The sequence below is a fragment of the Klebsiella sp. 10982 genome, from assembly GCF_048589245.1.
GTDB lineage: Bacteria > Pseudomonadota > Gammaproteobacteria > Enterobacterales > Enterobacteriaceae > Klebsiella > Klebsiella quasivariicola.
The window spans coordinates 23,953-45,979 of sequence record NZ_JBMAXV010000039.1; the positions used below are offsets into that span (position 1 = coordinate 23,953).

The following is a 22,027-nucleotide window of genomic DNA, read 5'->3' on the forward strand; positions in this document are numbered from 1 at the left end:
TGGCGCCGTTTTCATGGAAGACATTACGTTGGGATTGTTTACGAAAACTCGCTCATCGCATGCCCGCCTTAACGTCCCTGCGCTGGTGCAGGTGGCGGCCTTTGCTATTATTTTGATTCGCGGCCTGGATCTACTGATGATCCTCAATCTGTTGGGCCTGCAGGGGCTGAACGAATTCATACACCGCAGCGTCCAGACCTGGAACCTGACGCTGGTCTTCCTCGGCAGCCTGGCGCTGGTATTTGTCGAAATCTGGTGCGCCTTCTCGCTGGTGAAAGGGCGCAACTGGGCGCGCTGGGTCTATCTGCTGACGCAGATTATCGCCGCCGGCTACCTGTGGGCGGCGTCGCTGGGCTACGGGTATCCGGAACTGTTCAGCATTCCCGGCGAATCAAAACGGGAGATTTTCCACTCGCTGGTGATGCAAAAACTGCCGGATCTGCTGGTCCTGACGCTGCTGTTTGTGCCAACGAACTGCCGTCGGTTTTTCCGCCTGCAATAACGGTGATACAATCCCCGCCCCTGGATTTTTGAAGGTCAATTATGCATTGCGCACTCTACGACGCCGGCCGCTGCCGCTCCTGTCAATGGCTGGAGCGGCCGGTCCCGCAACAGCTCGCCGATAAAATGGCTGATCTGCGCACACTGCTGGCGGCGATCCCGGTCGCTGCCTGGGGCGAGCCGGTCAGCGGGCCAGAGACGGCCTTTCGTAACAAGGCCAAGATGGTGGTCAGCGGCAGCGTTGAGCGTCCGCTGCTGGGGATGCTGCATCGCGATGGCACCCCGGTGGATCTCACCGACTGCCCGCTCTATCCCGCCGAGTTTGCGCCGCTGTTTGCCGTCCTGAAGCCCTTTATCGCCCGCGCCGGGTTAACCCCCTATAACGTCGCGCGCAAGCGCGGGGAGCTGAAATATCTGCTGCTAACCGCCAGCCAGCAGGGGGAGATGATGCTGCGCTTCGTGCTGCGCTCAGAGGCCAAGGTGGCCCAGCTGCGCGCCGCGCTGCCGTGGCTGCAGGCGCAGCTCCCGCAGCTCAAGGTGATCACGGCGAATATCCAGCCGGTGCATATGGCAATCATGGAAGGCGAGCAGGAGATCTTCTTCACCGAACAGCAGGCGCTGGGGGAGGTCTTTAATGAGGTGCCGCTGTGGATCCGCCCGCAAAGTTTCTTTCAGACCAACCCGGCGGTAGCCAGTCGGCTGTATGCCACCGCCCGCGACTGGGTGCGCGCGCTGCCGGTCCAGCATATGTGGGATCTGTTTTGCGGCGTCGGGGGATTTGGCCTGCACTGCGCGACGCCGGCGATGCGCCTGACCGGTATCGAGATTGCCCCGGAAGCGATCGCCTGCGCCAGACAGTCAGCCGCGCAGCTGGGGCTCAGCAATCTGCATTTTCAGGCGCTGGACTCGACGCAGTTCGCCACTCATGAAGACGATATCCCGCAGCTGGTGTTGGTCAACCCGCCGCGTCGCGGCATTGGCGCCGAACTGTGCGACTATTTAAGCCGCATGGCGCCGCCCTATATCATCTATTCCAGCTGTAACGCTCGCACCATGGCGACCGATATTGCCCGTCTTCGCGGCTATCGCGTCGAGCGGGTCCAGCTGTTTGATATGTTCCCTCACACCGCGCACTACGAAGTGCTGACCCTGCTGGTCCGCGAAGTTTAAACAAAATGTGAAGGCTTTGCGCCGCTGAAATCAGGTAAGCTTGGCGCTGCATGTTTTGTTATTGGTGGGGGGAATCTAATGGCCAAAACCATTCTGCTGGTGGAAGATGACGAGGATATTGCCACGCTGCTGCGGCTCAATCTTCAGGATGAGGGCTATCAGATTGTGCATGAAGCCGACGGCGACCAGGCCCTTGTCCAGCTGGAAAAACAGGTCTGGGATGCAGTGATCCTCGATTTGATGCTGCCCGGCGTCGATGGCCTGGAGATCTGCCGGCGTATCCGCCAGATGACCCGCTACCTGCCGGTGATTATCATCAGCGCCCGCACCAGTGAAATGCACCGCGTGCTGGGCCTGGAGATGGGGGCCGATGACTATCTGGCGAAACCCTTTTCGCTGCTCGAGCTCATTGCCCGCGTCAAAGCGCTGTTTCGTCGCCAGGAGGCGATGGGGCAGAACCTGCTGATGGACGCCGGGCGCTTGTCCTGCCATGGCCTGAGCATCGATCCGCTGTCGCGCGAAGTAAAGCTGCGCGGCGAGGTGGTGGACCTCACGCCGCGCGAATTCGATCTGCTCTATTACTTCGCCCGCCATCCCGGTGAGGTGTTTTCGCGGCTGGCGCTGCTGGAGCAGGTTTGGGGATATCAGCACGAGGGCTATGAGCACACGGTTAATACCCATATCAACCGCCTGCGCAGCAAAATCGAACGTGATCCGGCGGAGCCGGACATCATTCTTACCGTCTGGGGTAAAGGCTATAAGTTCGCCCCGGTGTCGCAAGAGGCCGCCCCGTGATCCGCCGCTTAAGCCTCAGCCAGCGGCTGGCGCTGGTGGTGGTCTCCCTGTTGCTACTGTGCGCGGCGGCAGTGTGCGCCGTTCAGTTACACAGCAGCGCGCAGTATGGCAACGCCATGGTGCAGCGCCTCTCCGCCGGGCTGGCTCAGCAGATTGTGGCCCGCGAGCCGCTGGTGGACGCCCACGGCGAGGTCAACCGACAAACCCTGAAGTCGTTGTTTGACCGCCTGATGACCTTTAACCCCAGCGTGGAGCTCTATCTGCTGTCGCCGGATGGCGACCTGCTGGCCGATGCGGCGCCGCCGGGACATATCCAGCGCCAGCGTATCGATATGGCGCCGGTGCAGGCTTTTCTCACCGGCAGTGCGTCGCCGGTGTATGGCGACGATCCGCGTAGTCTCGACGGACGAAAAGTCTTCAGCGCCGCCCCGCTGCGCGTCGACGGGCAGTTGCGCGGCTACCTGTATATCATTTTGCAGGGAGAGACCTTTAATCAGCTGGCGGCCGACGCCTGGCAAAAAACGTTGTGGAGCATTGTTCTGTGGACGCTGCTGCTGGTGGCCCTGTTTGGCCTGCTGACAGGGGGGCTGGCATGGTTCTGGGTCACCCGGCCGGTCCGCCTGCTCACCGCCCAGGTCGTGGCGAGCGGCCAGGACAGCATCAGCGCCATCAAAACCCTGGCGGCCCGCACACCGGAGCCCCTGCCTGGTAACGAGGTGGCGATGCTCGAGAATCGTTTTATTGACCTCGCGCAGCAGATCGCCGGCCAGTGGGATCGGCTGGCCGACAGCGACCGCCAGCGCCGCGAATTTGTGGCCAATATCTCCCATGATTTGCGTACGCCGCTCACTTCGCTGCTGGGGTATCTGGAAACGCTGACGCTGAAGGATGAACGGCTGACCGCCGAGGAGCGCAGGCAATATCTCACCATCGCCCTGCGTCAGGGCAACAAAGTACGCCATCTCTCGCAGCAGCTGTTTGAGCTGGCGCGACTGGAGCACGGGGGCATTAAGCCACAGCGCGAGCGTTTCGCGATGGGGGAGCTGATCTCCGACGTCGCGCAGAAGTTTGAATTAACTGCCCGCACGCGCGAGGTGAACCTGCATATTGATGTGCCGGGACCGCTGCCGCTGATTAACGCCGATGTGTCGATGATTGAGAGGGTGGTGACCAACCTGCTCGATAACGCGATGCGGCATACTCCCGTCGGCGGGGAGATCCGTCTGGCGGTCTGGCAGGAGGATCAACAGCTCCAGGTGGAAGTGGCCGACAACGGAACGGGCGTCGATGCCGCGCTGCGCGACGATCTGTTCCAGCGGCCGTCGGCGTTGTCTACCCAGGCATCGCGGGAGGAGCGCGGCGGGTTAGGGCTGCTGATTGTGAAACGGATGCTGGAGCTGCACGGAGGCGGTATCAGACTGGTGGAGTCGGTAAGCGGGGCGCGGTTCAGGTTCTTCGTGCCACTTTGAGACATTGCCGGATGCGGATACGCCTTACCCGGCTACAGGGAAAGAGTAGGCCGGGTAAGCGCAGCGCCACCCGGCAAAAAAGTTACTCCGGGAACCACTGATTGCTGATTTTCTGGTAGGTACCGTCGGCCTTAATCGCTTTCAGCGCGGCGTTCAGTTTCTCCAGCAGCGCCTTGTTATCCGGGCGCACAGCAATGCCGAGTCCGGTGCCGAAGTATTGCGGATCCGTCACTTTCGGCGTGGCTGCGCCCAGCTGCGGGTTGGTTTTCAGCCACTCGTTGACCACTGCGGTATCGCCGAACACGCCGTCGATACGGCCATTTTTCAGATCGATAATCGCATTCTGATAGCTGTCATAGGCGACGGTCTTCACCTCAGGATGTTTATCCTGCAGATATTTCTGGTGAGTAGTGCCATTTTCCATGCCAATCCGTTTGCCTTTCAGGTCATCGAAGGAATGGAACGCGTCTTTTTTGGCGATCACCAGCGCGGAGTTGGCGTAGTACGGGTCGGTGAAGGCCACCTGCTTGCTGCGTTCCGGCGTAATATCCATTCCGGAAATCACCGCATCATATTTCTTGAACTTCAGTGCCGGGATCAGGCTGTCAAACGCGTGGTTGGTAAAGGTACATTCTGCCTGCATTTGTTTGCACAGCGCTTTGGCCAGGTCGAGATCGAAACCAACAATCTGATTATTGGCATCCATCGATTCAAACGGCGGATAGGTCGCGGACACGCCGAAGCTGATTTTCTCTGCGGCGGCAGCGCCGAAGGTGAACGTGGTGAGCAGTGCAGCCAGAACTAACTTTTTCATCGTGGAACTCCCGTCTGTCAATCTTATGATTATTCGCCGTGTCTGCGGCATAGAGTGACAATGCCATTAAATGAATTTATATGCAATAAAAATGATTAAGTATTTTTAATGGCATAAAAAAAGACGGACAGTCATTAGACTTGTCCGTCTTGTTGTCTGCTTTTTATGCAATAAGGCTCAGTCGCTAGTTACGTCGCTCGAAGGCCAGCGCTTTACGTTCCACCAGCCGCATCAGCAGCGTCAGCAGTCCGTTGACGATGAGATAGATAATCCCGGCGGCGCCGAACACCATCACGTCGTAAGTGCGTCCGTACAGCAGCTGGCCGTGGCCCATTACTTCCATCAGGGTGATGGTGTAGGCCAGAGAGGTACTCTTGAAAACCAGCACCACTTCGTTGGAATAGGACGACAGCGCACGCTTAAAGGCATACGGCAGCAGGATCGCCAGGGTATCCTTTTTACTCATCCCCAGCGCGCTGCACGACTGCCATTGCCCGTCGGGGATCGCCCGGATGGCGCCATAAAACAACTGAGTGGTGTAGGCGGCGCTGTTGAGCGACAGGGCGATCAGCGCGCACAGCCACGGCTCGGAGATCAGATGCCACAGCCACGGATAATCCTGTAGCGAAGGAAACTGTCCGGGGCCGTAGTAAATCAGGAAGATCTGCACCAGCAGCGGCGTACCGGTAAACAGGGTGATATAGCCGCGGACTATCCACACCAGCCCCGGCGTTTTCAGCGTCAGGATTATGGTAAAAATCAGCGACAGGATCAGCGCCACGATAATCGACGCCACGGTCAGCGTCAGGCTGGTATGAAGCCCTTTCAGCAGTTCGGGTAAGTAGTCGAGCATCAGCCTGGTCTCCGTTCGAAGCGCGTCGCACGCTGGTCAATCCGCTTAAGGATGTATTGACTCAACAGGGTGATGACGAGATAGATTGCCGCCGCAATGATATACCAGTTAAAGGGTTCCTGAGTGCGAGTGGCGATGCTTTTGGTCTGCAGCATCAGATCGTTGACGCTGATCAGGCTCACCAGCGCGGTGTCCTTCAGCAGCACCAGCCACTGGTTACCGAGGCCGGGCAGGGCATGGCGCCACATCTGCGGCATCACCAGGCGGAAGAAAATCGCGGCTTTCGACAGCCCCAGCGCCTGGCCGGACTCCCACTGGCCCTGCGGAACCGCTTTCAGCGCGCCGCGCAGCGTTTGCGAGGCGTAGGCGGCATACAGCAGCGACAGGGCGATCGCCCCGCAGAGGAACGGACTGACGTCAAAGTTCTCAATCTGCATCTGCACCGGGATCTGCGTGAACCCGAGCGGGATGGTGAAACCGTCAGAGAGCGTTAGCAGCAGCTGGGAAGAGCCGAAATAGATAAACAGCACCACCAGAATTTCCGGTAGTCCGCGCAGAATGGTCACAATGCCGGTTGCAAGCCAGGCTACCGGGCGCCATTTCACTGACTCCAGTACCGCAAAGAGCATCGCCAGGACCAGGCCGATGGCGAGCGCGCAAACGGCAAGGCCGACGGTCATCCCGGCGGCGCTTGCTAATGGAAAAATTTCGTTCATTCAGTCTTACTTCTGGAACCATTTGTTATAGATGGTCTGGTAAGTGCCGTCTTTCTTCACTTTTTCCAGCGCAGCGTTAAATTTCTGCTGCAGATCGGTGTTGCCCTGACGCACGGCAATGCCCAGCCCGGTGCCGAAATAGGCTTTGTCGGTCACTTTGTCGCCCACGGCCGCCAGCTTCGGATTGCTCTTCAGCCATTCGGTGACCACGGCGGTATCACCAAAGACCGCGTCAATACGACCGTTCTGCAGGTCCAGCTTCGCATTCTGGTAGCTGTCGTAAGGAACGGTAGTAATTTCCGGATGTTTGTCGGTGATGAATTTCTGGTGGGTGGTGCCGTTCTGCACGCCCACTTTTTTGCCCTTCAGCTGGTCAATGCTGGTGAACTTACCCTGCTGACCGACGAACAGCGCCGAGTTGTCATAATACGGGGTAGAGAACAGCACCTGCTTTTCACGCTCCGGCGTGATGTCCATCCCGGCCATGACCGCGTCGAAACGGCGGAATTTCAGTCCCGGGATCAGGCTGTCAAAGGCCTGGTTGGTAAAGGTACAGGTGGCATCGATCTCTTTACATAGCGCGTTCGCCAGATCGACATCGAAACCGACGATCTGGTTGTTGGCGTCCACCAGTTCAAACGGAGGGTAGGAGGCCTCGGTGGCGAAACGAATGGTCTGCGCGGCGGAAGCGGAGAGGCTCATGCCTGCGAGCAGGGCGGCTATCAGTACTTTTTTCATCGTCATTTCCCCGAAAAACATCAATGTGAAAGATAGTTTTTAAACGCGTCAGTTTGCGGATGCGTGAAGCAGGAGGCATCCCCTTGCTCGACGATATGGCCATTTTCCATATACACCACCCGGCTGGCCGTCTTGCGCGCCACTTCAACTTCGTGGGTGACGATAACCTGGGTGATGCCGGTTTCAGCCAGCTCGCGGATAATGCTGACGATTTGAGCCGTGATTTCCGGATCGAGCGCCGCGGTAGGCTCATCGAACAGCAGGACCTGCGGCTCCATCATCAGCGCGCGGGCGATAGCCACACGCTGCTGCTGGCCGCCGGATAAATGCAGCGGATAGCGATCGCTGTAAGGCTTCAGACGCAGGCGTTCCAGCAGCTTCTCTGCACGAGCCAGCGCCTGATCCTTGCTTAACCCCAGTACGCGACAGGGTGCTTCGATCAGGTTTTGCTGCACCGTCAGGTGCGGCCACAGGTTGTACTGCTGAAAGACCATGCCGACGTTCTGACGCAGTTCGCGTATCGCTTTATCGGACGGCGCTTTGCTGAAGTCGAATTGGTTGCCGGCGATGGATAACGAACCGGAACGCGGCATCTCCAGCAGGTTGAGTACGCGCAGCAGCGAGCTCTTCCCGGCACCGCTGGGGCCGAGCAGCACCAGCGTTTCCCCCTGCGGGCAATCCAGCGTGATGTCGAACAGCGCCTGGTGTGCGCCGTAGAAGCAATTAATGCCGTTTAGTTTAATACTCATCTGGGCAGTCTGATACGAATAGCTATTGAGGCCGCAAATACTACCTTTGGCAGAATAGTTATGCAATATTTATGCGTTAAAAGTTAAATCTAAACCACGTTTAGCTTTAAAGTTAGCACAAAATATGGCCTGGTGGGTGAGGGAGGCGCAAATGTCGGCATTCCCGGGGCAAATACCGACATTTTACCGGGGTTATCGTTTCAGCGACGTGGCTTCAACTCCGGAATCAGCGTTTCTCCAGACTCTGTCGCAAGGAACCCGCTGGTGCGTGGCTGTTATTGCCGAGATAGCGAACGTCATCGACCGCCCAGCACTGGCCTTCCTGGATCATCAGCACTTCATCTTTCCAGCTTTGGGTGCCCTGTTTCAGTTCGACGCGTAGCGGAATATTGCGCGCATCACGGTTCGGGATGGTGGAGGCGCTGGCAACGACGGCGCTGTCCGCCGGGGTGCTGCTGCTGGAGAACGGGTTAGCCTGTAACAGTTTGCTGTTGGCCGGATCCTGGCGGGCGTCGTTGAGTAACTGCGCCAGCCCGTCGCTCAGATAGGGGCGCAGTGCTGCCGGATCCTGAGTGCGGTTCTGGATCTGGGTGTCATAGAATTTTTGCGCTACGTCGTCAGGGCCGCCTTCAACGCAGGGGCCGCTGCGAGTGCCATTATCTTTATAGGCCGGGGTGACGGTCGTACAGGCGCTGAGCGCCAGCGCGCAAGGGAGAAGTACAGCAAGAAGTTTGTAGCGCATGATGATTTCCTTATAAGCAAACTACGTTTTCAGTTTCCGTTAAAGCATAGCGTATAGCGTGCGGATTGTACTTGACGCAAAGAGCTAAGACCTTGATGTCGCAACAGGCTTTGTACTGGAAATGCGTGTGGGAAGGATGGCGGCGTATCAGGCAGGAAAATGCATGAGGTATAAAAATAAATTCACTTTTCTGCAAACAAGAAACATTACCCCCGAAAATAGAGTAATGTTTCTTGGGATATAAGGTTAATTATTTCTTCTTATAGATATTAGCGGAGACGTGCAGTTTTTTATCCGTATTACCGGAGGAGAGCACGATGACGTCCGCGCCTTTTTCATCGGCCTTTTTAATCAGTTCTTCACGGGCATCGCTCGGCGCCGTCTGGCCGGTCGAAGAAATGGTGCCAATTTTGGTATATTGGGTATGGACCTTATTAAAGGCTTCTTTCGTTAAAATCTCAGCGGAGAAGGCATTCGCTGTTAAAAACAATGCTGCACCTGCCACTAAAGCTGCATATTTCATATTTTTAAACTCCATTGTTTATTTTGCTATCATCATGCTCTTGTTTTAACTCACCAATGAGCGGTTTCAGATTGTACTAACGCCGCTTTTTTTTCAAGCGAAATACTGCAATTTTATGATAGTTAGTTAACTCTTTTTTAAAGAAAAGATGACATGATTCTCATTGATTACGCTTGCTTTTTTTTGTCAATTACACATAGGGGGGGATGCAAACCATTTTGTACTGACGTTAGCTGAAAATCAGCTTAAGCAGCCGGGGGAGGCGGCGTGGGGCGTTGACAGACATTCCCGGCAACATGGGTTATCATAAAGAAGAGCGGGGTGTGTGCCCATGGTCATGCAGGTCACCAGGGAGACAAGATGTTAACAAATAAGCGAGCGAACGCTCAGGATGAGAGAGCCGCATTGTGGGCCACCAAAGATAATGTTCAGCGCCATGCGCTGTCCATGAGTATGCCCTGGCTGGCCTTTGTCAATATCGCTTTTGCGTTAATGATTTTCTTCCGCAATTTTATCTTCACTTATTTTGATCAGAAGCTACTGACGCACCGGGCGGTTATTCCTTATATTGAAGTGGCGCTGATTGCAGTCATTATTATTTCGGCGATTTTAGCTATCATTGCCGTCACGCCGCGCCTGGCGCAAGGGCGCCATACGCTAAATATCATTACCGGTCTGCTGCTGGCGCTCAGCCTGTGCTGGTCCCTGAGTAATTACTGTTTTCTCTTTTTCTGGACGCTGCCCTTTGCCTGGCCGCTGCTGGTGATTTTAATGACCACCGGCCTGACCGCGCTCTATCACCACTGGCCGGGCATTATCGCTTTTATGCTGCCGCTGTGGGCCACCGCTTTGCTGGCAGGCATGCAGATTCACTATGACACCGAAGTCCGTTTTTTGACGCTGTGGTTTATCTTTACGGCGATTCTGCTGTATGGCCGGCGCATTCTGCAGCGCTGGTATGATGAAGCCTGGGATACCCATCAGGAGAATATGCAGCTTATTCAGCGGCTGGAGAGTATTGCCAACCAGGATGCTCTCACCGGGACGGCTAACCGTCGGGCGCTGGATGCCTTCCTGGGGCAGCTCTGGCAGCAGAATGTACCGTTAGCGCTAATGATGATCGATGTCGATTACTTTAAACGCTACAACGACCACTATGGCCATCAGGCCGGTGATGAATGCTTATCTTCTGTCGCTCAGGTGCTTAAAATGGCGGTCCGGGCTGAGGGCGATCTGGTGGCTCGCTACGGCGGGGAAGAGTTTGTCGTCGCATTGCCTGGGGTATCCTTGGCGCATGCCACCGCGATTGCCGAGCGCATTCAGCAGAAAATTCACGAGGCGGCGCTCCCCCATGAGGCCTCTGAGGTGGCTGCGGTGGTGACTGTCAGTATCGGGATCGTCGCCTCCGATGGCACGGTTCCGATGGAGACGCTGATCGCCCGGGCGGACAGTGCGCTGTACCAGGCGAAAAATAAAGGACGAAATCAATGGTCTTATTAACCCGGAGACGCTGTCGGGCAAGGAAGAGGGAATGAAACGTATTGCGTGGTTCGCCCTGCTGGCGTTGCTGCTAACCGGCTGTGCCGGGGAAAAGGGAATTATCGATCGCGATGGATATCAGCTGGACACTCGTCATCCGGCGCAGGCCGCGTATCCGCGAATAAAGGTGTTAGTGATCCACTATACGGCTGATAATTTTGATGTCTCGCTGGCCACGTTGACCGATAAAGAGGTCAGCTCCCACTATTTAATTCCCGAAAAGCCCCCGCGTTTTCAGCACAAACCGCGGATCTGGCAGCTGGTGCCAGAAGAAGATTTAGCCTGGCACGCCGGGATAAGCTACTGGCGCGGTAGCACGCGCATCAACGATACCTCCATCGGCATTGAACTGGAAAACCGCGGCTGGCAGAAGACGGCCGGTGGCAAAAGCTTTACGCCTTTCAACCCGGAACAGATAGCGGCCCTGATCCCGCTGGCGCGGGACATCATCGCCCGCTACCACATTGCGCCGCAGAACGTGGTCGCCCATGCGGATATCGCCCCACAGCGCAAAGACGATCCGGGGCCGTTATTCCCCTGGCAACAGCTGGCGCAGCAGGGGATTGGCGCCTGGCCTGACGAGCAGCGGGTGGCCTTTTATCTGAATGGCCGGCCGGCCAGCGAGCCAGTGGACCCCGAAGTCGTGCTGGATTTGCTGTCGCGCTATGGCTATCAGGTGACGCCGGAGATGACCCCCGCGCAGAAGAAGCGGGTGATTATCGCTTTTCAGATGCACTTCCGCCCGCAGCGCTGGGATGGCGTAGCGGATGCGCAAACCGAGGCGATAGCCGAGGCGTTGTTAGAAAAATACGGCCAGGGTTAGCGGTGAAGTTTGCCGTGATCGCGCAGCCAGGCGGCGGTGCGCACAATGCCGTCGTCCAGCGTCACCACCGGCTGATAACCCAGCTCATCCTGCGCGCGGGTGATATCAAGCGTAAAATCAAAGTTAAGTTTGGAGACGCCGTAGTGGGTAAAGGCGGGCTCTTTGGCGGTTTTATCGCCAAAACGTTCCATGCTGCGGGCGATGATATCCAGCATCGGGTAGGGAACAGAGCGGATCCGGCACTTGATGCCCAGCTCGTCGATCAGTTTCTGTACGATGCTGCGCAGGGGGCGCGGTTCGCCGTTGCTGATATTCCACGCGCGGGCGGAGGGGAGGTGGTCGCAGGCCGGCTGGCTTGCCAGCCACATCGCATGTACCGCATTTTCATAATAGGTCATGTCGACCAGCGCGCTGCCGCCCCGCGGTAACAGGACGCTGCCATAGTGCTGCATCATTTGCGCCAGTCGGGGAATAAACACTTTGTCGTGCGGCCCGAACAGGCTCTGCGGGCGCAAAATCGTAAAGCGAGTATGCGGGTTGGCCTGCGCCAGCAGGTTGATCACCTCCTCGCTAGCCGCCTTGCTGCGGGCAAACTCGTTGGCGAAGCGGTGCGGGCGAAAATCTTCCTGGATATCACGATGATGGTGATAATCAAAATAGAGCGATGGCGAGGAGATATGAATGAAATTCCGTACGCCCCATGCCACCGACCATTCGCCGAGGCGACGGGTGGCGCGGACGTTAGCGAGATCGAACGCCTGTTGAGTGCCCCAGGGTGAGGTAAAGCTTGAGCAGTGCCACAGGGTGTCGATACCGGCGAGCATCACTTTAGCCTGCGAAGAGACCAGCTCGGTTAAATCGGCCGGGATGAATTCCGCCCCCATCTTGCTCAGAAGCTTACCCATCGCTTCGTTGCGCCCGGTCGCTCGCACGCTGATGCCCTTATTGCGCAGATATTCCACTGCGTTGCGCCCTAATCCGCTGGTCGCACCGGTAACCAGTACCTTCATATCACTCTACTGTCCCAGAAAAGAATTTCGTGCGCATTTTTCCGTGATTCTCCCGACTATGCAATGAGAATCATGAAAGAATAATGCTTATCCTTCAGCTCTGCCTGAGATTTGTTCGGCCAGCCGGGCGATGCGTTGCGCCATTCCGCGGAAAATAAACAGGTGTGCCGGGATCATCAGCAGCCAGTAGATCAGGCCCGGCATACCGTGCGGGTGCCACCAGGCGCGCACGTCCAGCTCACGACAATCGCCTTTATCATTAATCGTAAAGCTTAAGCGACCCAGGCCCGGCGCTTTCATGCCGAATAAGAGGGTGAGCTGTTTTTCCTCCTCCACGATTATCACCTTCCAGCTGTCGACCGTATCGCCGGTCTGCAGATAGTCGCGCGGCGGCCGCCCTTTGGCTAACCGATGGCCGACCAGCTGGTCCATCGCCCCGCGGGTTTTCCACAGCATATTGCCGAAAAAGTACCCCTCTTTACCGCCAATTTGGTTCACCACCCGCCATAACGCCTGGCGACTCGCCTGGGTGGTGACAGTGCAACCCGCCTGTTTGGGAAAGTAGCCGTACTCCGGTCGCCAGCGGGCGAAAGCCTGGGCGTCGTAGCCCCAGTCGCTGGAGTTCACCAGTTGCTCTTCTTCTTTTAGCGTACGACGAACCGCCTGTTCGAAGGGGATCAGTGTTTGCGGGATCAGCGCGCGCAGGGTGCGGTCATCGGCAATCAGATCGTGCTTCAGTCCCTGGATCAGCGCTTTGGCGATGGTGGGTGGTACCGAGGTGATAACGTTAAGAAACCAGACCGAGATCCAGCGCGTCGGCAGGGGAATGGGAATGAGCGGGCGATGTTTGCCGCTGACGGCCATAAAGCGAATGAACTGCTGCTGATAGCTTAACACCTCCGGGCCGGCGGCTTCGAAGATGCGATGCTCCCCGGAGGGATGATTGAGCAGCTCAACGAGGTCAACGAGCAGATTTTCCAGCGCGACAGGGGTGGTACGCGAACGAACCCAGCGCGGAGGCGTCAGCACCGGCAGGTTATAGACCATGTCGCGCATCACCTCGAAGGCGGCGGAGCCGGCGCCGACGATAATCCCGGCCCGTAGTTCGGTCACCGGTACGCCCGACTCGCGCAGGAGATCGCCGGTCACCTGACGGGCGCGCAGATGGTCGGACTGCTCCTGCGCCGGAGCCTGCAGCGAGCTGAGAAAAATAATCTGACGCACCGGTATCTGGCGCAGGGCATCGCGCACATGCGTGGCGACCCGGCGCTCATGGGCGATAAAATCGCCGCCTTCTCCCATGCCGTGGACCAGATAATAAAGGGTATCGATACCGGTGAGCAGCGCAGGCAGAGCCTGCGGCTGATTGAGATCGACTGACCGGCAGGTGACGCCGGGCAAAGCGAGTTTTTGCAGTCGGTCGATATGGCGTGCCGCCGCCAGCACCGGATAGCCCCGCGCGCTTAATGCGCGCACTAAATGCTGGCCAATATAGCCGCTGGCGCCGAGCACCAGAACAGATTGCGACACGCCTGACTCCTTAGCGTTGTAAAAAAGCCTGCCAGTGGGCGACCACCTCGCTCAGCTGCTGACGGTTGACATCCAGATGCGTGACCAGACGAACAACAGGCGAGGCGTTGATCAGCACGCCGCGCGCCTGCATAAACTCGCTGAGCGCCAGGGCCTGCGCTTCGCCGACGCGCACGAACAGCATATTGGTATCGTGGCGGGTGACGTCGGCGCCGATGGCGCGCAGCTGCTCCGCCATCCACGCGGCGTTGTCATGATCCTCCTGCAGGCGCTGTACGTTATTTTTCAGCGCGTACAGCCCGGCAGCGGCCAGTATCCCCGCCTGACGCATACCGCCGCCCACCATTTTCCGCCAGCGAACGGCGCGGCGAATGTATGCCTCGCTGCCGACCAGCAGCGAGCCTACCGGAGTACCAAGCCCCTTTGACAGGCAGATGGTGAAGGAGTCGCAGTATTGGGCGATATCACGCAGTTCGCAGCCGTAGGCCACTACGGCGTTAAAGATGCGCGCGCCGTCGACGTGCAGCGCCAGGTCGCGCTGGCGGGTAAACGCCCAGGCTTCCTGCAGATAGTCGCGCGGCAGCACTTTACCGTTGTGGGTGTTTTCCAGACTCAGCAGGCGGGTTGGGGCAAAATGGATATCGTCGGGTTTGATTTTCGCCGCCACCTTATCCAGCGGCAGCGAACCGTCCGCCGCGGCGTCGATCGGCTGCGGCTGAATACTGCCAAGCACTGCCGCACCGCCGGCTTCGTACAGATAGTTATGCGCCCCCTGGCCGACGATATACTCTTCGCCGCGCTGGCAGTGGCTGAGCAGGCCAACGAGGTTGGCCTGGGTGCCGGTAGGCAGAAACAGCGCCGCTTCTTTGCCGGCCAGGTCGGCGGCGTAGCGCTGCAGTTCATTGACGGTAGGGTCGTCGCCATACACATCGTCCCCGACCGGGGCGGCCATCATGGCCTCCAGCATGGCGCGCCCGGGACGGGTAACGGTATCACTGCGTAAATCGATCACGGCTTTTCCTTGGTCTGGTTCAACGTATTGCTTCTGTTTTACCTGAGCCAGTTGGTTTTCGCCAGTTCGATGACCTCATCGCCACGACCGCTGATGATCGCCCGCAGCATATACAGACTAAAGCCTTTGGCCTGTTCCAGCTTGATCTGCGGCGGGATCGCCAGCTCCTCTTTGGCGACAACGACGTCGACCAGTACCGGACCGTCGTTGCGAAAGGCGGTCTGCAGCGCTTCATCTACCTCGGACGCTTTCTCCACGCGGATACCTTTAATACCGCAGGCTTCGGCGATGCGGGCGAAGTTAGTGTCGTGGAGTTCCGTACCGTCAGTCAGATAGCCCCCGGCCTTCATCTCCATCGCCACGAAGCCCAGTACACTGTTGTTAAAAATGATAATTTTCACCGGCAGCTTCATCTGCGCCAGCGACAGAAAATCCCCCATCAGCATGCTAAACCCGCCGTCACCGCACATGGCCACCACCTGACGCTCCGGCGCGGTGGCCTTGGCGCCGATGGCCTGCGGCATGGCGTTGGCCATTGAGCCGTGGTTGAACGAGCCCAGCAGGCGACGTTTGCCGTTCATCTTGAGATAGCGTGCCGCCCAGACGGTCGGGGTGCCGACATCGCAGGTGAAAATGGCGTCTTCATCGGCAAAATGGCTGATCTGCTGTGCCAGATATTGCGGGTGGATTGCCTTATCGCTGGGTTTCGCCAGATCGTCGAGCCCTTTTCGCGCGTCGCGATAATGTTCGAGCGCCTTATCGAGGAAATGGCGATCGGTTTTCTCTTCCAGCAGCGGCAGGAGTGCTTTCAGCGTTGATTTAATATCGCCCACCAGCGCCATATCGACCTTACTGTGCGCGCCAATGCTGCCGGGGTTGATGTCAATCTGGATAATTTTGGCGTCGGTTGGATAGAAGGCGCGATACGGGAACTGGGTACCCAGCAGGATCAGGGTATCGGCATTCATCATGGTATGGAAACCCGAGGAGAAGCCAATCAGCCCGGTCATGCCGACATCGTACGGGTTATCGTACTCCACGTGCTCTTTACCGCGCAGGGCGTGGACGATAGGGGCTTTAATTTTCGCCGCGAACTCCACCAGCTCCTGGTGGGCACCGGCGCAACCGCTGCCGCACATGAGCGCGATATTGCTGGAGTACCGAATAAGCTGCGCCAGCTTGCGCAGCTCCTCTTCCGCTGGGGTGACCGTCGGCAGCGGCGCATGATACCAGTGGCTGCTGGCGCTCTCCGGAGCCGCCTTCAGCGCCACGTCGCCGGGCAGGACCACCACTGAGACGCCGCGGTTAATCACCGCTTTGCGCATCGCTACTGCCAGTACCTGCGGGATCTGCTCCGGCGTGGAGACCAGCTCGCAGTAGTGGCTGCATTCGCGGAACAGCTCCTGAGGATGGGTTTCCTGAAAATAGCCGCTGCCGATTTCGCTGGATGGGATGTGGGCGGCGATGGCCAGCACCGGGACATGATTGCGATGACAGTCAAACAGACCGTTAATCAGGTGCAGGTTGCCCGGTCCGCAGGAACCGGCGCAGACCGCCAGCTCGCCGGTCAGCTGCGCTTCCGCACCGGCGGCGAAAGCGGCGACTTCTTCGTGCCGGGTGGGCATCCAGTCGATGGTGCCCATGCGGTTCAGGCTATCGCTCAATCCATTGAGGGAATCTCCGGTGACGCCCCAGATACGTTTCACGCCGGCTTGTTCCAGCGTTTTGGCAATGTATGCCGCCACGGTCTGTTTCATGATTTCCATCTCCTTTTTTTGATAACGCCTTCAAGCTTAGATGAAACTGAACGCAATGTAACCGATTACCCCTTATTTTTTACTGGTTTTATTCGCCTTCGACTGCGCATACTCTGTAAACACACAGGGTGTAAAACAGGAATAACATCAAATGGTTAAAGGATTGTTAAACACATTGAATAACACGCTATCGCATGACGATGTCGGTAAATTCTTGTTACGACTTGCCGTCGGCGGCTTAATGTTGTTCCACGGTCTGCACAAGCTGATGGATGGCGTAGAGGGTATCAGCGGCATGCTGGTGGCGAAGGGGCTGCCGGGGTTTATCGCCTACGGTGTGCTGGTGGGGGAGGTCCTCGCACCTTGCCTGTTAATACTCGGTATTCTGACGCGACCGGCGGCGCTGGTGCTGGCTTTCACCATGGTGGTGGCCTGGCTGATGGTTGGGCTCGACAAGACGTTTGCGCTTGATGCGGTGGGCGCCTGGGCGATCGAAAATCTGGCCTATTTCTTTGTTGGCGCGCTGGCGATTGCGTTGCTCGGCGCCGGGCGTTATTCACTGGCCGGCCAGTCGGTTTGGCGGTAAAAATGCCTCATTCGTCCTGCGGCGTAAAGTCGATACTGTTGTTGGTTTGCAACTTTTGCAGTCTGAGAAAACGTTTATCTCCTGTCGCCTGAGAGTTTATTGTCGCCGGGAATTTTCCCGGAGGCGGCGCATTGCGCCTTCTCCGGGCTACCAAATAGCACAGTGCTGTAGCCCCGGTAAGCGGTAGCGCCACCGGGGATTTTGACCTCAGGCGAGAACCAGATCGCCCTGCGGGTGACAGGAGCAGGCCAGCACATAGCCGTCGGCGATTTCGGCATCGGTCAACGTCATGGTGCTGGTGACGCTGTACTCTCCGGAAACCACTTTGGTTTTACAGCAGCCGCAGACCCCGGCACGGCAGGCGACGGTCACCGGCACCTTATTGCTCTCCAGCGCATCAAGCAGTGTGGTGCCCACCGGTGCGTAAAACTCGCGCGCCGGCTGCAGTTTAGTGAATTTCAACCCGCTGGTGGCCGCCTCCGCCACCGGAGTGAAAAACTTCTCCTTATAGAAGCGGGTAACCCCTAAGGCGGTCACCTCCTGCTCGACCTTCTCCATATAAGGCGCCGGGCCACAGGTCATCACGGTACGGCTGGCGATATCCGGCACGCTCTGCAGTAGTTCCCGGGTCAGACGGCCGGCAATAAAGCCATGGGTGGCATGGTGCTCCGCCACCAGGGTGACCGGATACTCGCGCCACGCTTCAGCGAAAATGACATCCTCCGGCGAACGAACGTTATAGATAACCTGTACGTCCGCCTGCGGGCGGTGCTTCGCCAGCCAGCGGCGCATCGACATGATCGGCGTCACCCCGCAGCCGGCGGCCAGCAGCAGGAATTTATCTTCCGCTTTGTCGTCACAGGTAAACTCGCCCATGGCATCCGACAGCCAAAGATAATCGCCGCGTTTGACCTCGCGGGTTAACCACTGCGATCCCGCACCCTCGTCAATACGACGAACGGTCAGCGTAATGTATTCGCTGACCCCCGGCGTCGAAGAGAGGGTATAAGCGCGCAGCGTTTCCGCCGAGTTACGCACGCTGACCAGAGCGTACTGGCCAGCACGGTACGGATAGTAATCGTGGCACAGCAGCGAAAGGGTCCACACGTCCGGGGTTTCCTGGTGAATGTGGTGAACCTGCATCCGCCACGGGCACTGGGGGGTTGGCATAGTCATCAGGACTCCTTACGCACTCAGCAACTGCTGCATATCTTGTTCAACGGTGGTGACGGAACGCAGGCCGAACTTCTCGTTGAGGACCGCCAGCAGGTCCGGCGTGAAGAAGCCAGGCGCAGTCGGGCCGGTGACGATGTTTTTCACCCCCAGCGACAGCAGCGTCAACAAGATGACGATCGCTTTCTGTTCGAACCAGGAGAGCACCAGCGACAGCGGCAGATCGTTGACGCCACAGCCCAGTTTTTCCGCCAGCGTCACTGCCAGAATAATTGCCGAATAGGCATCGTTACATTGCCCGGCGTCGACCAGGCGCGGCAGCCCTTCGATATCGCCAAAGTCCAGCTTGTTGAAGCGGTATTTACCGCAGGCAAGCGTCAGGATCAGGCAATCGTCCGGCACGCTGGTGGCAAAATCGGTGAAGTAGTTACGTTCGCCGCGCGCGCCATCGCAGCCGCCAACGAGGAAGATGTGGCGCAGTTTTTCGCGGCTGACCAGATCGATCAGTGTATCCGCCGCGCCGAGCAGCGTTTGACGGCCAAAGCCGACGGTGATCAGATGCGGGATTTCGCTATACGGGAAGCCCGCCATCTGCTGCGCCTGGGCAATAACCGGAGAGAAGTCTTCGCCTTCCAGATGGTTGACGCCTGGCCAGCCGACGATGCTGCGGGTCCAGATGCGGTCGTCGTAGGCGCCGACGGTCGGGTCGATGATGCAGTTAGAGGTCATCACGATGGGACCCGGGAAGCGGGCAAATTCCACTTGCTGGTTCTGCCAGCCGCTGCCGTAGTTGCCGATCAGATGTTTGAATTTACGCAGCTCCGGATAGCCGTGCGCCGGCAGCATTTCGCCGTGGGTATAGACGTTGACGCCGGTGCCTTCTGTCTGCTCCAGCAGATTATAAAGATCCTTCAGATCGTGACCGGAGATCAGGATGCACTTCCCTTCGGTGGCTTTAACGTTGACCTGAGTCGGCGTCGGGTGGCCGTATTTGGTGGTTTCACCGGCGTCGAGGATGCTCATCACTTTGAAGTTCATCTGGCCGATTTCCATCGAACACTCCAGCAGAGCGTTCATATCGGCCGGCCAGGTTCCCAGCCATGCCATGATTTTATGGTACTGGGCATAAATAGCGTTGTCGTACTGGCCGAGCACATGGGCGTGTTCCATATAGGCCGCCGCGCCTTTCAGGCCGTACAGGCACAGCAGACGCAGGCCGAGGATATTCTCACCGATGGCGGCTTTGTCTTTATTCGGGGTATAGTCCGCCGCCTGACGCTGCAGGTCGCCCAGATCGTCGCTGACCAGCTGCAGGTCGGCGACCGGGCTATCGACCGCGGCGCTGGCATCAATAGCCAGGCATTGCGCTTTCAGTGCCTCGCGCATCGCGATCGCCTGACGGGCGTAGCCGACAATACGCGGAGAGTCGAAGTTCACGTTGGTCAGGGTGGAGAAGAACGCGCGGGGGGCAAAGCTGTCGACCTCATGATCGATAATGCCATATTCACGCGCTTTGAGCGCCCAGGCGGACAGGCCTTGCAGTGACGCAATCAGCAGATCCTGCAGATCGGAGGTTTCCGCTGTTTTACCGCACATTCCCTGCGCGTAAGAGCAGCCGTTGCCGGCTGGAGTACGAATGGTTTGTTCACATTGCACACAAAACATGGTCACACCTTTAAAGTTATATTTAATATACATGTTTAAGGTTATGCCGCACGACACCAGGAGAAAAGGTATTTCTGATACAACTTAAAGGGAGATTGATTTAGCGCAAATTTGGCGGCAGGTGGCTGCCGCCAGCGCGTGCTCAGGCGGTGAAAAAGGCGATCAGGATCGGGACCAGCAGGCTGAGAAGAAAACCGTGCACGATGGCGGCAGGGACGATCTCGACCCCGCCGGAACGCTGGAGTACCGGTAAGGTGAAATCCATCGAGGTGGCGCCACACAGCCCCAGCGCCGTGGAGCGGCTGCGGCGAATTAAACCCGGAATTAACATGATGGCCAGCAGCTCGCGGCACAGATCGTTAAAGAACGCCGCGCTGCCAATCACCGGGCCAAAGGATTCGGTGAGTAAAATACCGGAGAGCGAGTACCAGCCAAAGCCGCTGGCCATCGCCAGACCGGTCTTTAATGGCAGACCGAGAATAAACGCATTGAGTATCCCGCCGAGTAATGAACTGGCGGTGACCACCACCGCGACGATCATTCCCCGCCGGTTAAGAACTATTTGTCGCAGGCTCATTCCGTTATTGCGTAATTGAATACCGACGAGGAACAGGAGAAAAATCAGCGTATATTCGCTGGCTTCGGTCGCGTGCTGTAAAAAAGGCAGGCCGGTCAGGCCAAGCAAAAAACCGAGCACTACCACACCGCATAGCTGAAGTGATTCGAGAGCCATGGCCAGGCGCGAGGGTAATTTCTCCTGACGATGTTGACTACGCCAGGGCATTTTTCTTTCCAGCCACAGCAGGGCGGCGATATTACACAGTAAAATGATAACTACGCTGACCGCGGCGTAATGCAGTATCGCTAACAGGTTGCTGGCCAGATTGTCGAGAAACGCCAGGCTGATCCCCATAAAAAAGAGGATGACATAGACAATCCAGCTGAGCATCCGGTTAATCAGTTTTAGCGCGGAGGGGTGACGAAGAGGCAGTAAATAGCCGACGACCAGCGGCAACAGAATGATGAACAGTCCCGAGAACATGAACGACGCAGCCCTTGCATGATGAGAATAGCGCCCATGACACTACCCAAATCACCGGGCCGAGTAAAGCAGTCACCAGAAAGAAAAAGCCCGGAGAACCGGGCTTTGAAAGGGTTAATCGCGTTTTTCCAGCAGAGTGCGATACAGCACGCCGCCGAGGATCCCGCCAACGATCGGCATGACCCAGAACAACCATAGCTGCTGCAGCGCCCAGCCGCCCTGGAAAATCGCCACCGCGGTGCTGCGCGCCGGGTTGACGGAGGTGTTAGTGACCGGAATGCTGATCAGGTGGATGAGGGTCAGCGCCAGGCCGATAGCGATCGGCGCAAAGCCCGCCGGCGCGTGTTTATCGGTCGCGCCATGGATAACCAGCAGGAAGCCGCAGGTCAGGACGATTTCAATAACGATAGCCGACAGCATAGAGAAGCCACCCGGAGAGTGCTCGCCATAGCCGTTGGAAGCAAAGCCGCTGGCGGCGGCATCAAAGCCTGCTTTACCACTGGCCACCACATACAGGACCGCGGCGGCAATAATCCCGCCGACGACCTGGGCAATAATATAGCCAATCACCTCTTTTGCCGGGAAACGACCGCCGGCCCACAGGCCTAACGTTACCGCCGGGTTGAAATGGCCCCCGGAAATATGGCCCACGGCGAACGCCATAGTAAGTACCGTTAAACCAAAGGCCAGCGCCACGCCGGCAAAACCGATACCCAGCTCGGGGAATGCTGCGGCCAGCACGGCGCTACCGCAGCCACCAAATACAAGCCAGAAGGTACCGAAACATTCGGCTGCTAATTTTGGTAATGACTCCAATTTT

General features: G+C 57.7%; 22 protein-coding genes. 7 read left to right on the forward strand and 15 right to left on the reverse strand.

All coding sequences use genetic code 11. The features are described from left to right. Positions 1–13: 13 nt before the first annotated feature. The 4 genes from ACKLKD_RS22420 to ACKLKD_RS22435 all read left to right on the forward strand — a co-directional run bounded on the left by ACKLKD_RS22420 (position 14) and on the right by ACKLKD_RS22435 (position 3,935). Positions 14–502: a YbjO family protein gene (locus tag ACKLKD_RS22420; RefSeq protein WP_087804984.1), complete on the forward strand. Its 489-nt coding sequence runs from the start codon at positions 14–16 to the stop codon at positions 500–502. A 41-nt stretch (positions 503–543) separates the two neighbouring features. Further along, positions 544–1,671: a 23S rRNA (uracil(747)-C(5))-methyltransferase RlmC gene (gene rlmC, locus ACKLKD_RS22425; protein WP_039103028.1), complete on the forward strand. Its 1,128-nt coding sequence runs from the start codon at positions 544–546 to the stop codon at positions 1,669–1,671. 78 nt (positions 1,672–1,749) lie between these two features. Beyond that, a complete protein-coding gene (locus ACKLKD_RS22430) occupies positions 1,750–2,466 on the forward strand; it encodes a response regulator transcription factor (protein WP_025712995.1) in 717 nt (238 codons plus the stop codon). Continuing rightward, positions 2,463–3,935 (forward strand): ATP-binding protein, encoded by a 1,473-nt coding sequence (locus ACKLKD_RS22435; RefSeq protein ID WP_087804982.1) that lies wholly within the window; start codon positions 2,463–2,465, stop codon positions 3,933–3,935. The genes ACKLKD_RS22430 and ACKLKD_RS22435 overlap by 4 nt, the downstream gene beginning before the upstream one ends. A gap of 82 nt (positions 3,936–4,017) precedes the next feature. On the opposite strand, the gene artJ is transcribed toward ACKLKD_RS22435, so the two are convergent. The 7 genes from artJ to yahO form a co-directional block, all read right to left on the reverse strand. Further along, entirely contained in the window at positions 4,018–4,749 is a 732-nt protein-coding gene (artJ, locus tag ACKLKD_RS22440) for an arginine ABC transporter substrate-binding protein ArtJ (RefSeq protein WP_008805821.1), read from the reverse strand. Positions 4,750–4,933: 184 nt separating this feature from the next. Then, positions 4,934–5,602 carry an arginine ABC transporter permease ArtM gene (gene artM / locus ACKLKD_RS22445; RefSeq protein WP_008805822.1) on the reverse strand — a complete coding sequence of 223 codons (669 nt, stop codon included), beginning with the start codon at positions 5,600–5,602 and terminating at the stop codon, positions 4,934–4,936. Then, positions 5,602–6,318: an arginine ABC transporter permease ArtQ gene (artQ, locus tag ACKLKD_RS22450; protein ID WP_023288989.1), complete on the reverse strand. Its 717-nt coding sequence runs from the start codon at positions 6,316–6,318 to the stop codon at positions 5,602–5,604. The genes artM and artQ overlap by 1 nt, the downstream gene beginning before the upstream one ends. 6 nt (positions 6,319–6,324) lie before the next feature. Beyond that, entirely contained in the window at positions 6,325–7,056 is a 732-nt protein-coding gene (artI, locus tag ACKLKD_RS22455; protein ID WP_002896390.1) for an arginine ABC transporter substrate-binding protein ArtI, read from the reverse strand. Between the two features lie 20 nt (positions 7,057–7,076). After that, positions 7,077–7,805 (reverse strand): arginine ABC transporter ATP-binding protein ArtP, encoded by a 729-nt coding sequence (artP, locus tag ACKLKD_RS22460; RefSeq protein ID WP_087804980.1) that lies wholly within the window; start codon positions 7,803–7,805, stop codon positions 7,077–7,079. A gap of 226 nt (positions 7,806–8,031) precedes the next feature. Then, positions 8,032–8,547: a lipoprotein gene (locus ACKLKD_RS22465; RefSeq protein ID WP_025712993.1), complete on the reverse strand. Its 516-nt coding sequence runs from the start codon at positions 8,545–8,547 to the stop codon at positions 8,032–8,034. Between the two features lie 250 nt (positions 8,548–8,797). After that, positions 8,798–9,070 carry a DUF1471 family periplasmic protein YahO gene (gene yahO / locus ACKLKD_RS22470; protein WP_008805825.1) on the reverse strand — a complete coding sequence of 91 codons (273 nt, stop codon included), beginning with the start codon at positions 9,068–9,070 and terminating at the stop codon, positions 8,798–8,800. 360 nt (positions 9,071–9,430) lie between these two features. On the opposite strand from yahO, the gene ACKLKD_RS22475 reads away from it, so the two are divergent. Both ACKLKD_RS22475 and ACKLKD_RS22480 read left to right on the forward strand, forming a co-directional pair. Next, positions 9,431–10,570, forward strand: coding sequence for a GGDEF domain-containing protein (locus tag ACKLKD_RS22475; RefSeq protein WP_025712992.1), 1,140 nt, complete (start codon positions 9,431–9,433; stop codon positions 10,568–10,570). A gap of 31 nt (positions 10,571–10,601) precedes the next feature. After that, positions 10,602–11,432, forward strand: a complete 831-nt coding sequence (locus ACKLKD_RS22480; protein WP_025712991.1) for an N-acetylmuramoyl-L-alanine amidase — start codon at positions 10,602–10,604, stop codon at positions 11,430–11,432. Here ACKLKD_RS22480 and ACKLKD_RS22485 read toward each other — a convergent pair. The 4 genes from ACKLKD_RS22485 to poxB all read right to left on the reverse strand — a co-directional run bounded on the left by ACKLKD_RS22485 (position 11,429) and on the right by poxB (position 16,741). Continuing rightward, on the reverse strand, positions 11,429–12,442 hold the full coding sequence (locus ACKLKD_RS22485) for an NAD-dependent epimerase/dehydratase family protein (protein WP_025712990.1): 1,014 nt from the start codon (positions 12,440–12,442) through the stop codon (positions 11,429–11,431). The two genes, ACKLKD_RS22480 and ACKLKD_RS22485, sit on opposite strands and share 4 nt — an antisense overlap. Before the next feature lie 87 nt (positions 12,443–12,529). Continuing rightward, positions 12,530–13,972: an SDR family oxidoreductase gene (locus ACKLKD_RS22490; RefSeq protein ID WP_080924430.1), complete on the reverse strand. Its 1,443-nt coding sequence runs from the start codon at positions 13,970–13,972 to the stop codon at positions 12,530–12,532. A gap of 10 nt (positions 13,973–13,982) precedes the next feature. Next, positions 13,983–14,984, reverse strand: a complete 1,002-nt coding sequence (gene ltaE / locus ACKLKD_RS22495) for a low-specificity L-threonine aldolase (RefSeq protein WP_025712988.1) — start codon at positions 14,982–14,984, stop codon at positions 13,983–13,985. Between the two features lie 38 nt (positions 14,985–15,022). Further along, positions 15,023–16,741: a ubiquinone-dependent pyruvate dehydrogenase gene (gene poxB, locus ACKLKD_RS22500; protein WP_087805018.1), complete on the reverse strand. Its 1,719-nt coding sequence runs from the start codon at positions 16,739–16,741 to the stop codon at positions 15,023–15,025. Between the two features lie 151 nt (positions 16,742–16,892). Between poxB and ACKLKD_RS22505 the strand changes: the two genes are divergently transcribed. Next, a complete protein-coding gene (locus ACKLKD_RS22505) occupies positions 16,893–17,327 on the forward strand; it encodes a DoxX family protein (protein ID WP_080924431.1) in 435 nt (144 codons plus the stop codon). Positions 17,328–17,534: 207 nt separating this feature from the next. Here ACKLKD_RS22505 and hcr read toward each other — a convergent pair whose 3' ends face one another. From hcr to aqpZ, 4 genes are all read right to left on the reverse strand, one after another. Then, positions 17,535–18,503 carry an NADH oxidoreductase gene (hcr, locus tag ACKLKD_RS22510; protein WP_087804977.1) on the reverse strand — a complete coding sequence of 323 codons (969 nt, stop codon included), beginning with the start codon at positions 18,501–18,503 and terminating at the stop codon, positions 17,535–17,537. A gap of 9 nt (positions 18,504–18,512) precedes the next feature. Further along, positions 18,513–20,165, reverse strand: coding sequence for a hydroxylamine reductase (hcp, locus tag ACKLKD_RS22515; protein ID WP_080897600.1), 1,653 nt, complete (start codon positions 20,163–20,165; stop codon positions 18,513–18,515). A 142-nt stretch (positions 20,166–20,307) separates the two neighbouring features. Next, positions 20,308–21,207 (reverse strand): lysine exporter LysO family protein, encoded by a 900-nt coding sequence (locus tag ACKLKD_RS22520; protein ID WP_025712983.1) that lies wholly within the window; start codon positions 21,205–21,207, stop codon positions 20,308–20,310. 114 nt (positions 21,208–21,321) lie between these two features. After that, positions 21,322–22,023, reverse strand: coding sequence for an aquaporin Z (gene aqpZ / locus ACKLKD_RS22525; protein WP_087804975.1), 702 nt, complete (start codon positions 22,021–22,023; stop codon positions 21,322–21,324). Between the last annotated feature and the right edge of the window lie 4 nt (positions 22,024–22,027).

Coding starts and splice junctions, on each gene's coding strand:
- artM (WP_008805822.1), bottom strand. CDS start 5,602: ATGCTCGACTACTTACCCGAACTGCTGAAAGGGCTTCATACCAGCCTG.
- hcp (WP_080897600.1), bottom strand. CDS start 20,165: ATGTTTTGTGTGCAATGTGAACAAACCATTCGTACTCCAGCCGGCAAC.
- ACKLKD_RS22480 (WP_025712991.1), top strand. CDS start 10,602: ATGAAACGTATTGCGTGGTTCGCCCTGCTGGCGTTGCTGCTAACCGGC.
- ACKLKD_RS22520 (WP_025712983.1), bottom strand. CDS start 21,207: ATGTTCTCGGGACTGTTCATCATTCTGTTGCCGCTGGTCGTCGGCTAT.
- ACKLKD_RS22485 (WP_025712990.1), bottom strand. CDS start 12,442: ATGAAGGTACTGGTTACCGGTGCGACCAGCGGATTAGGGCGCAACGCA.
- rlmC (WP_039103028.1), top strand. CDS start 544: ATGCATTGCGCACTCTACGACGCCGGCCGCTGCCGCTCCTGTCAATGG.
- artQ (WP_023288989.1), bottom strand. CDS start 6,318: ATGAACGAAATTTTTCCATTAGCAAGCGCCGCCGGGATGACCGTCGGC.
- artI (WP_002896390.1), bottom strand. CDS start 7,056: ATGAAAAAAGTACTGATAGCCGCCCTGCTCGCAGGCATGAGCCTCTCC.
- hcr (WP_087804977.1), bottom strand. CDS start 18,503: ATGACTATGCCAACCCCCCAGTGCCCGTGGCGGATGCAGGTTCACCAC.
- artJ (WP_008805821.1), bottom strand. CDS start 4,749: ATGAAAAAGTTAGTTCTGGCTGCACTGCTCACCACGTTCACCTTCGGC.
- ACKLKD_RS22475 (WP_025712992.1), top strand. CDS start 9,431: ATGTTAACAAATAAGCGAGCGAACGCTCAGGATGAGAGAGCCGCATTG.
- ACKLKD_RS22505 (WP_080924431.1), top strand. CDS start 16,893: ATGGTTAAAGGATTGTTAAACACATTGAATAACACGCTATCGCATGAC.
- ACKLKD_RS22465 (WP_025712993.1), bottom strand. CDS start 8,547: ATGCGCTACAAACTTCTTGCTGTACTTCTCCCTTGCGCGCTGGCGCTC.
- yahO (WP_008805825.1), bottom strand. CDS start 9,070: ATGAAATATGCAGCTTTAGTGGCAGGTGCAGCATTGTTTTTAACAGCG.
- ACKLKD_RS22420 (WP_087804984.1), top strand. CDS start 14: ATGGAAGACATTACGTTGGGATTGTTTACGAAAACTCGCTCATCGCAT.
- ACKLKD_RS22430 (WP_025712995.1), top strand. CDS start 1,750: ATGGCCAAAACCATTCTGCTGGTGGAAGATGACGAGGATATTGCCACG.
- artP (WP_087804980.1), bottom strand. CDS start 7,805: ATGAGTATTAAACTAAACGGCATTAATTGCTTCTACGGCGCACACCAG.
- poxB (WP_087805018.1), bottom strand. CDS start 16,741: ATGAAACAGACCGTGGCGGCATACATTGCCAAAACGCTGGAACAAGCC.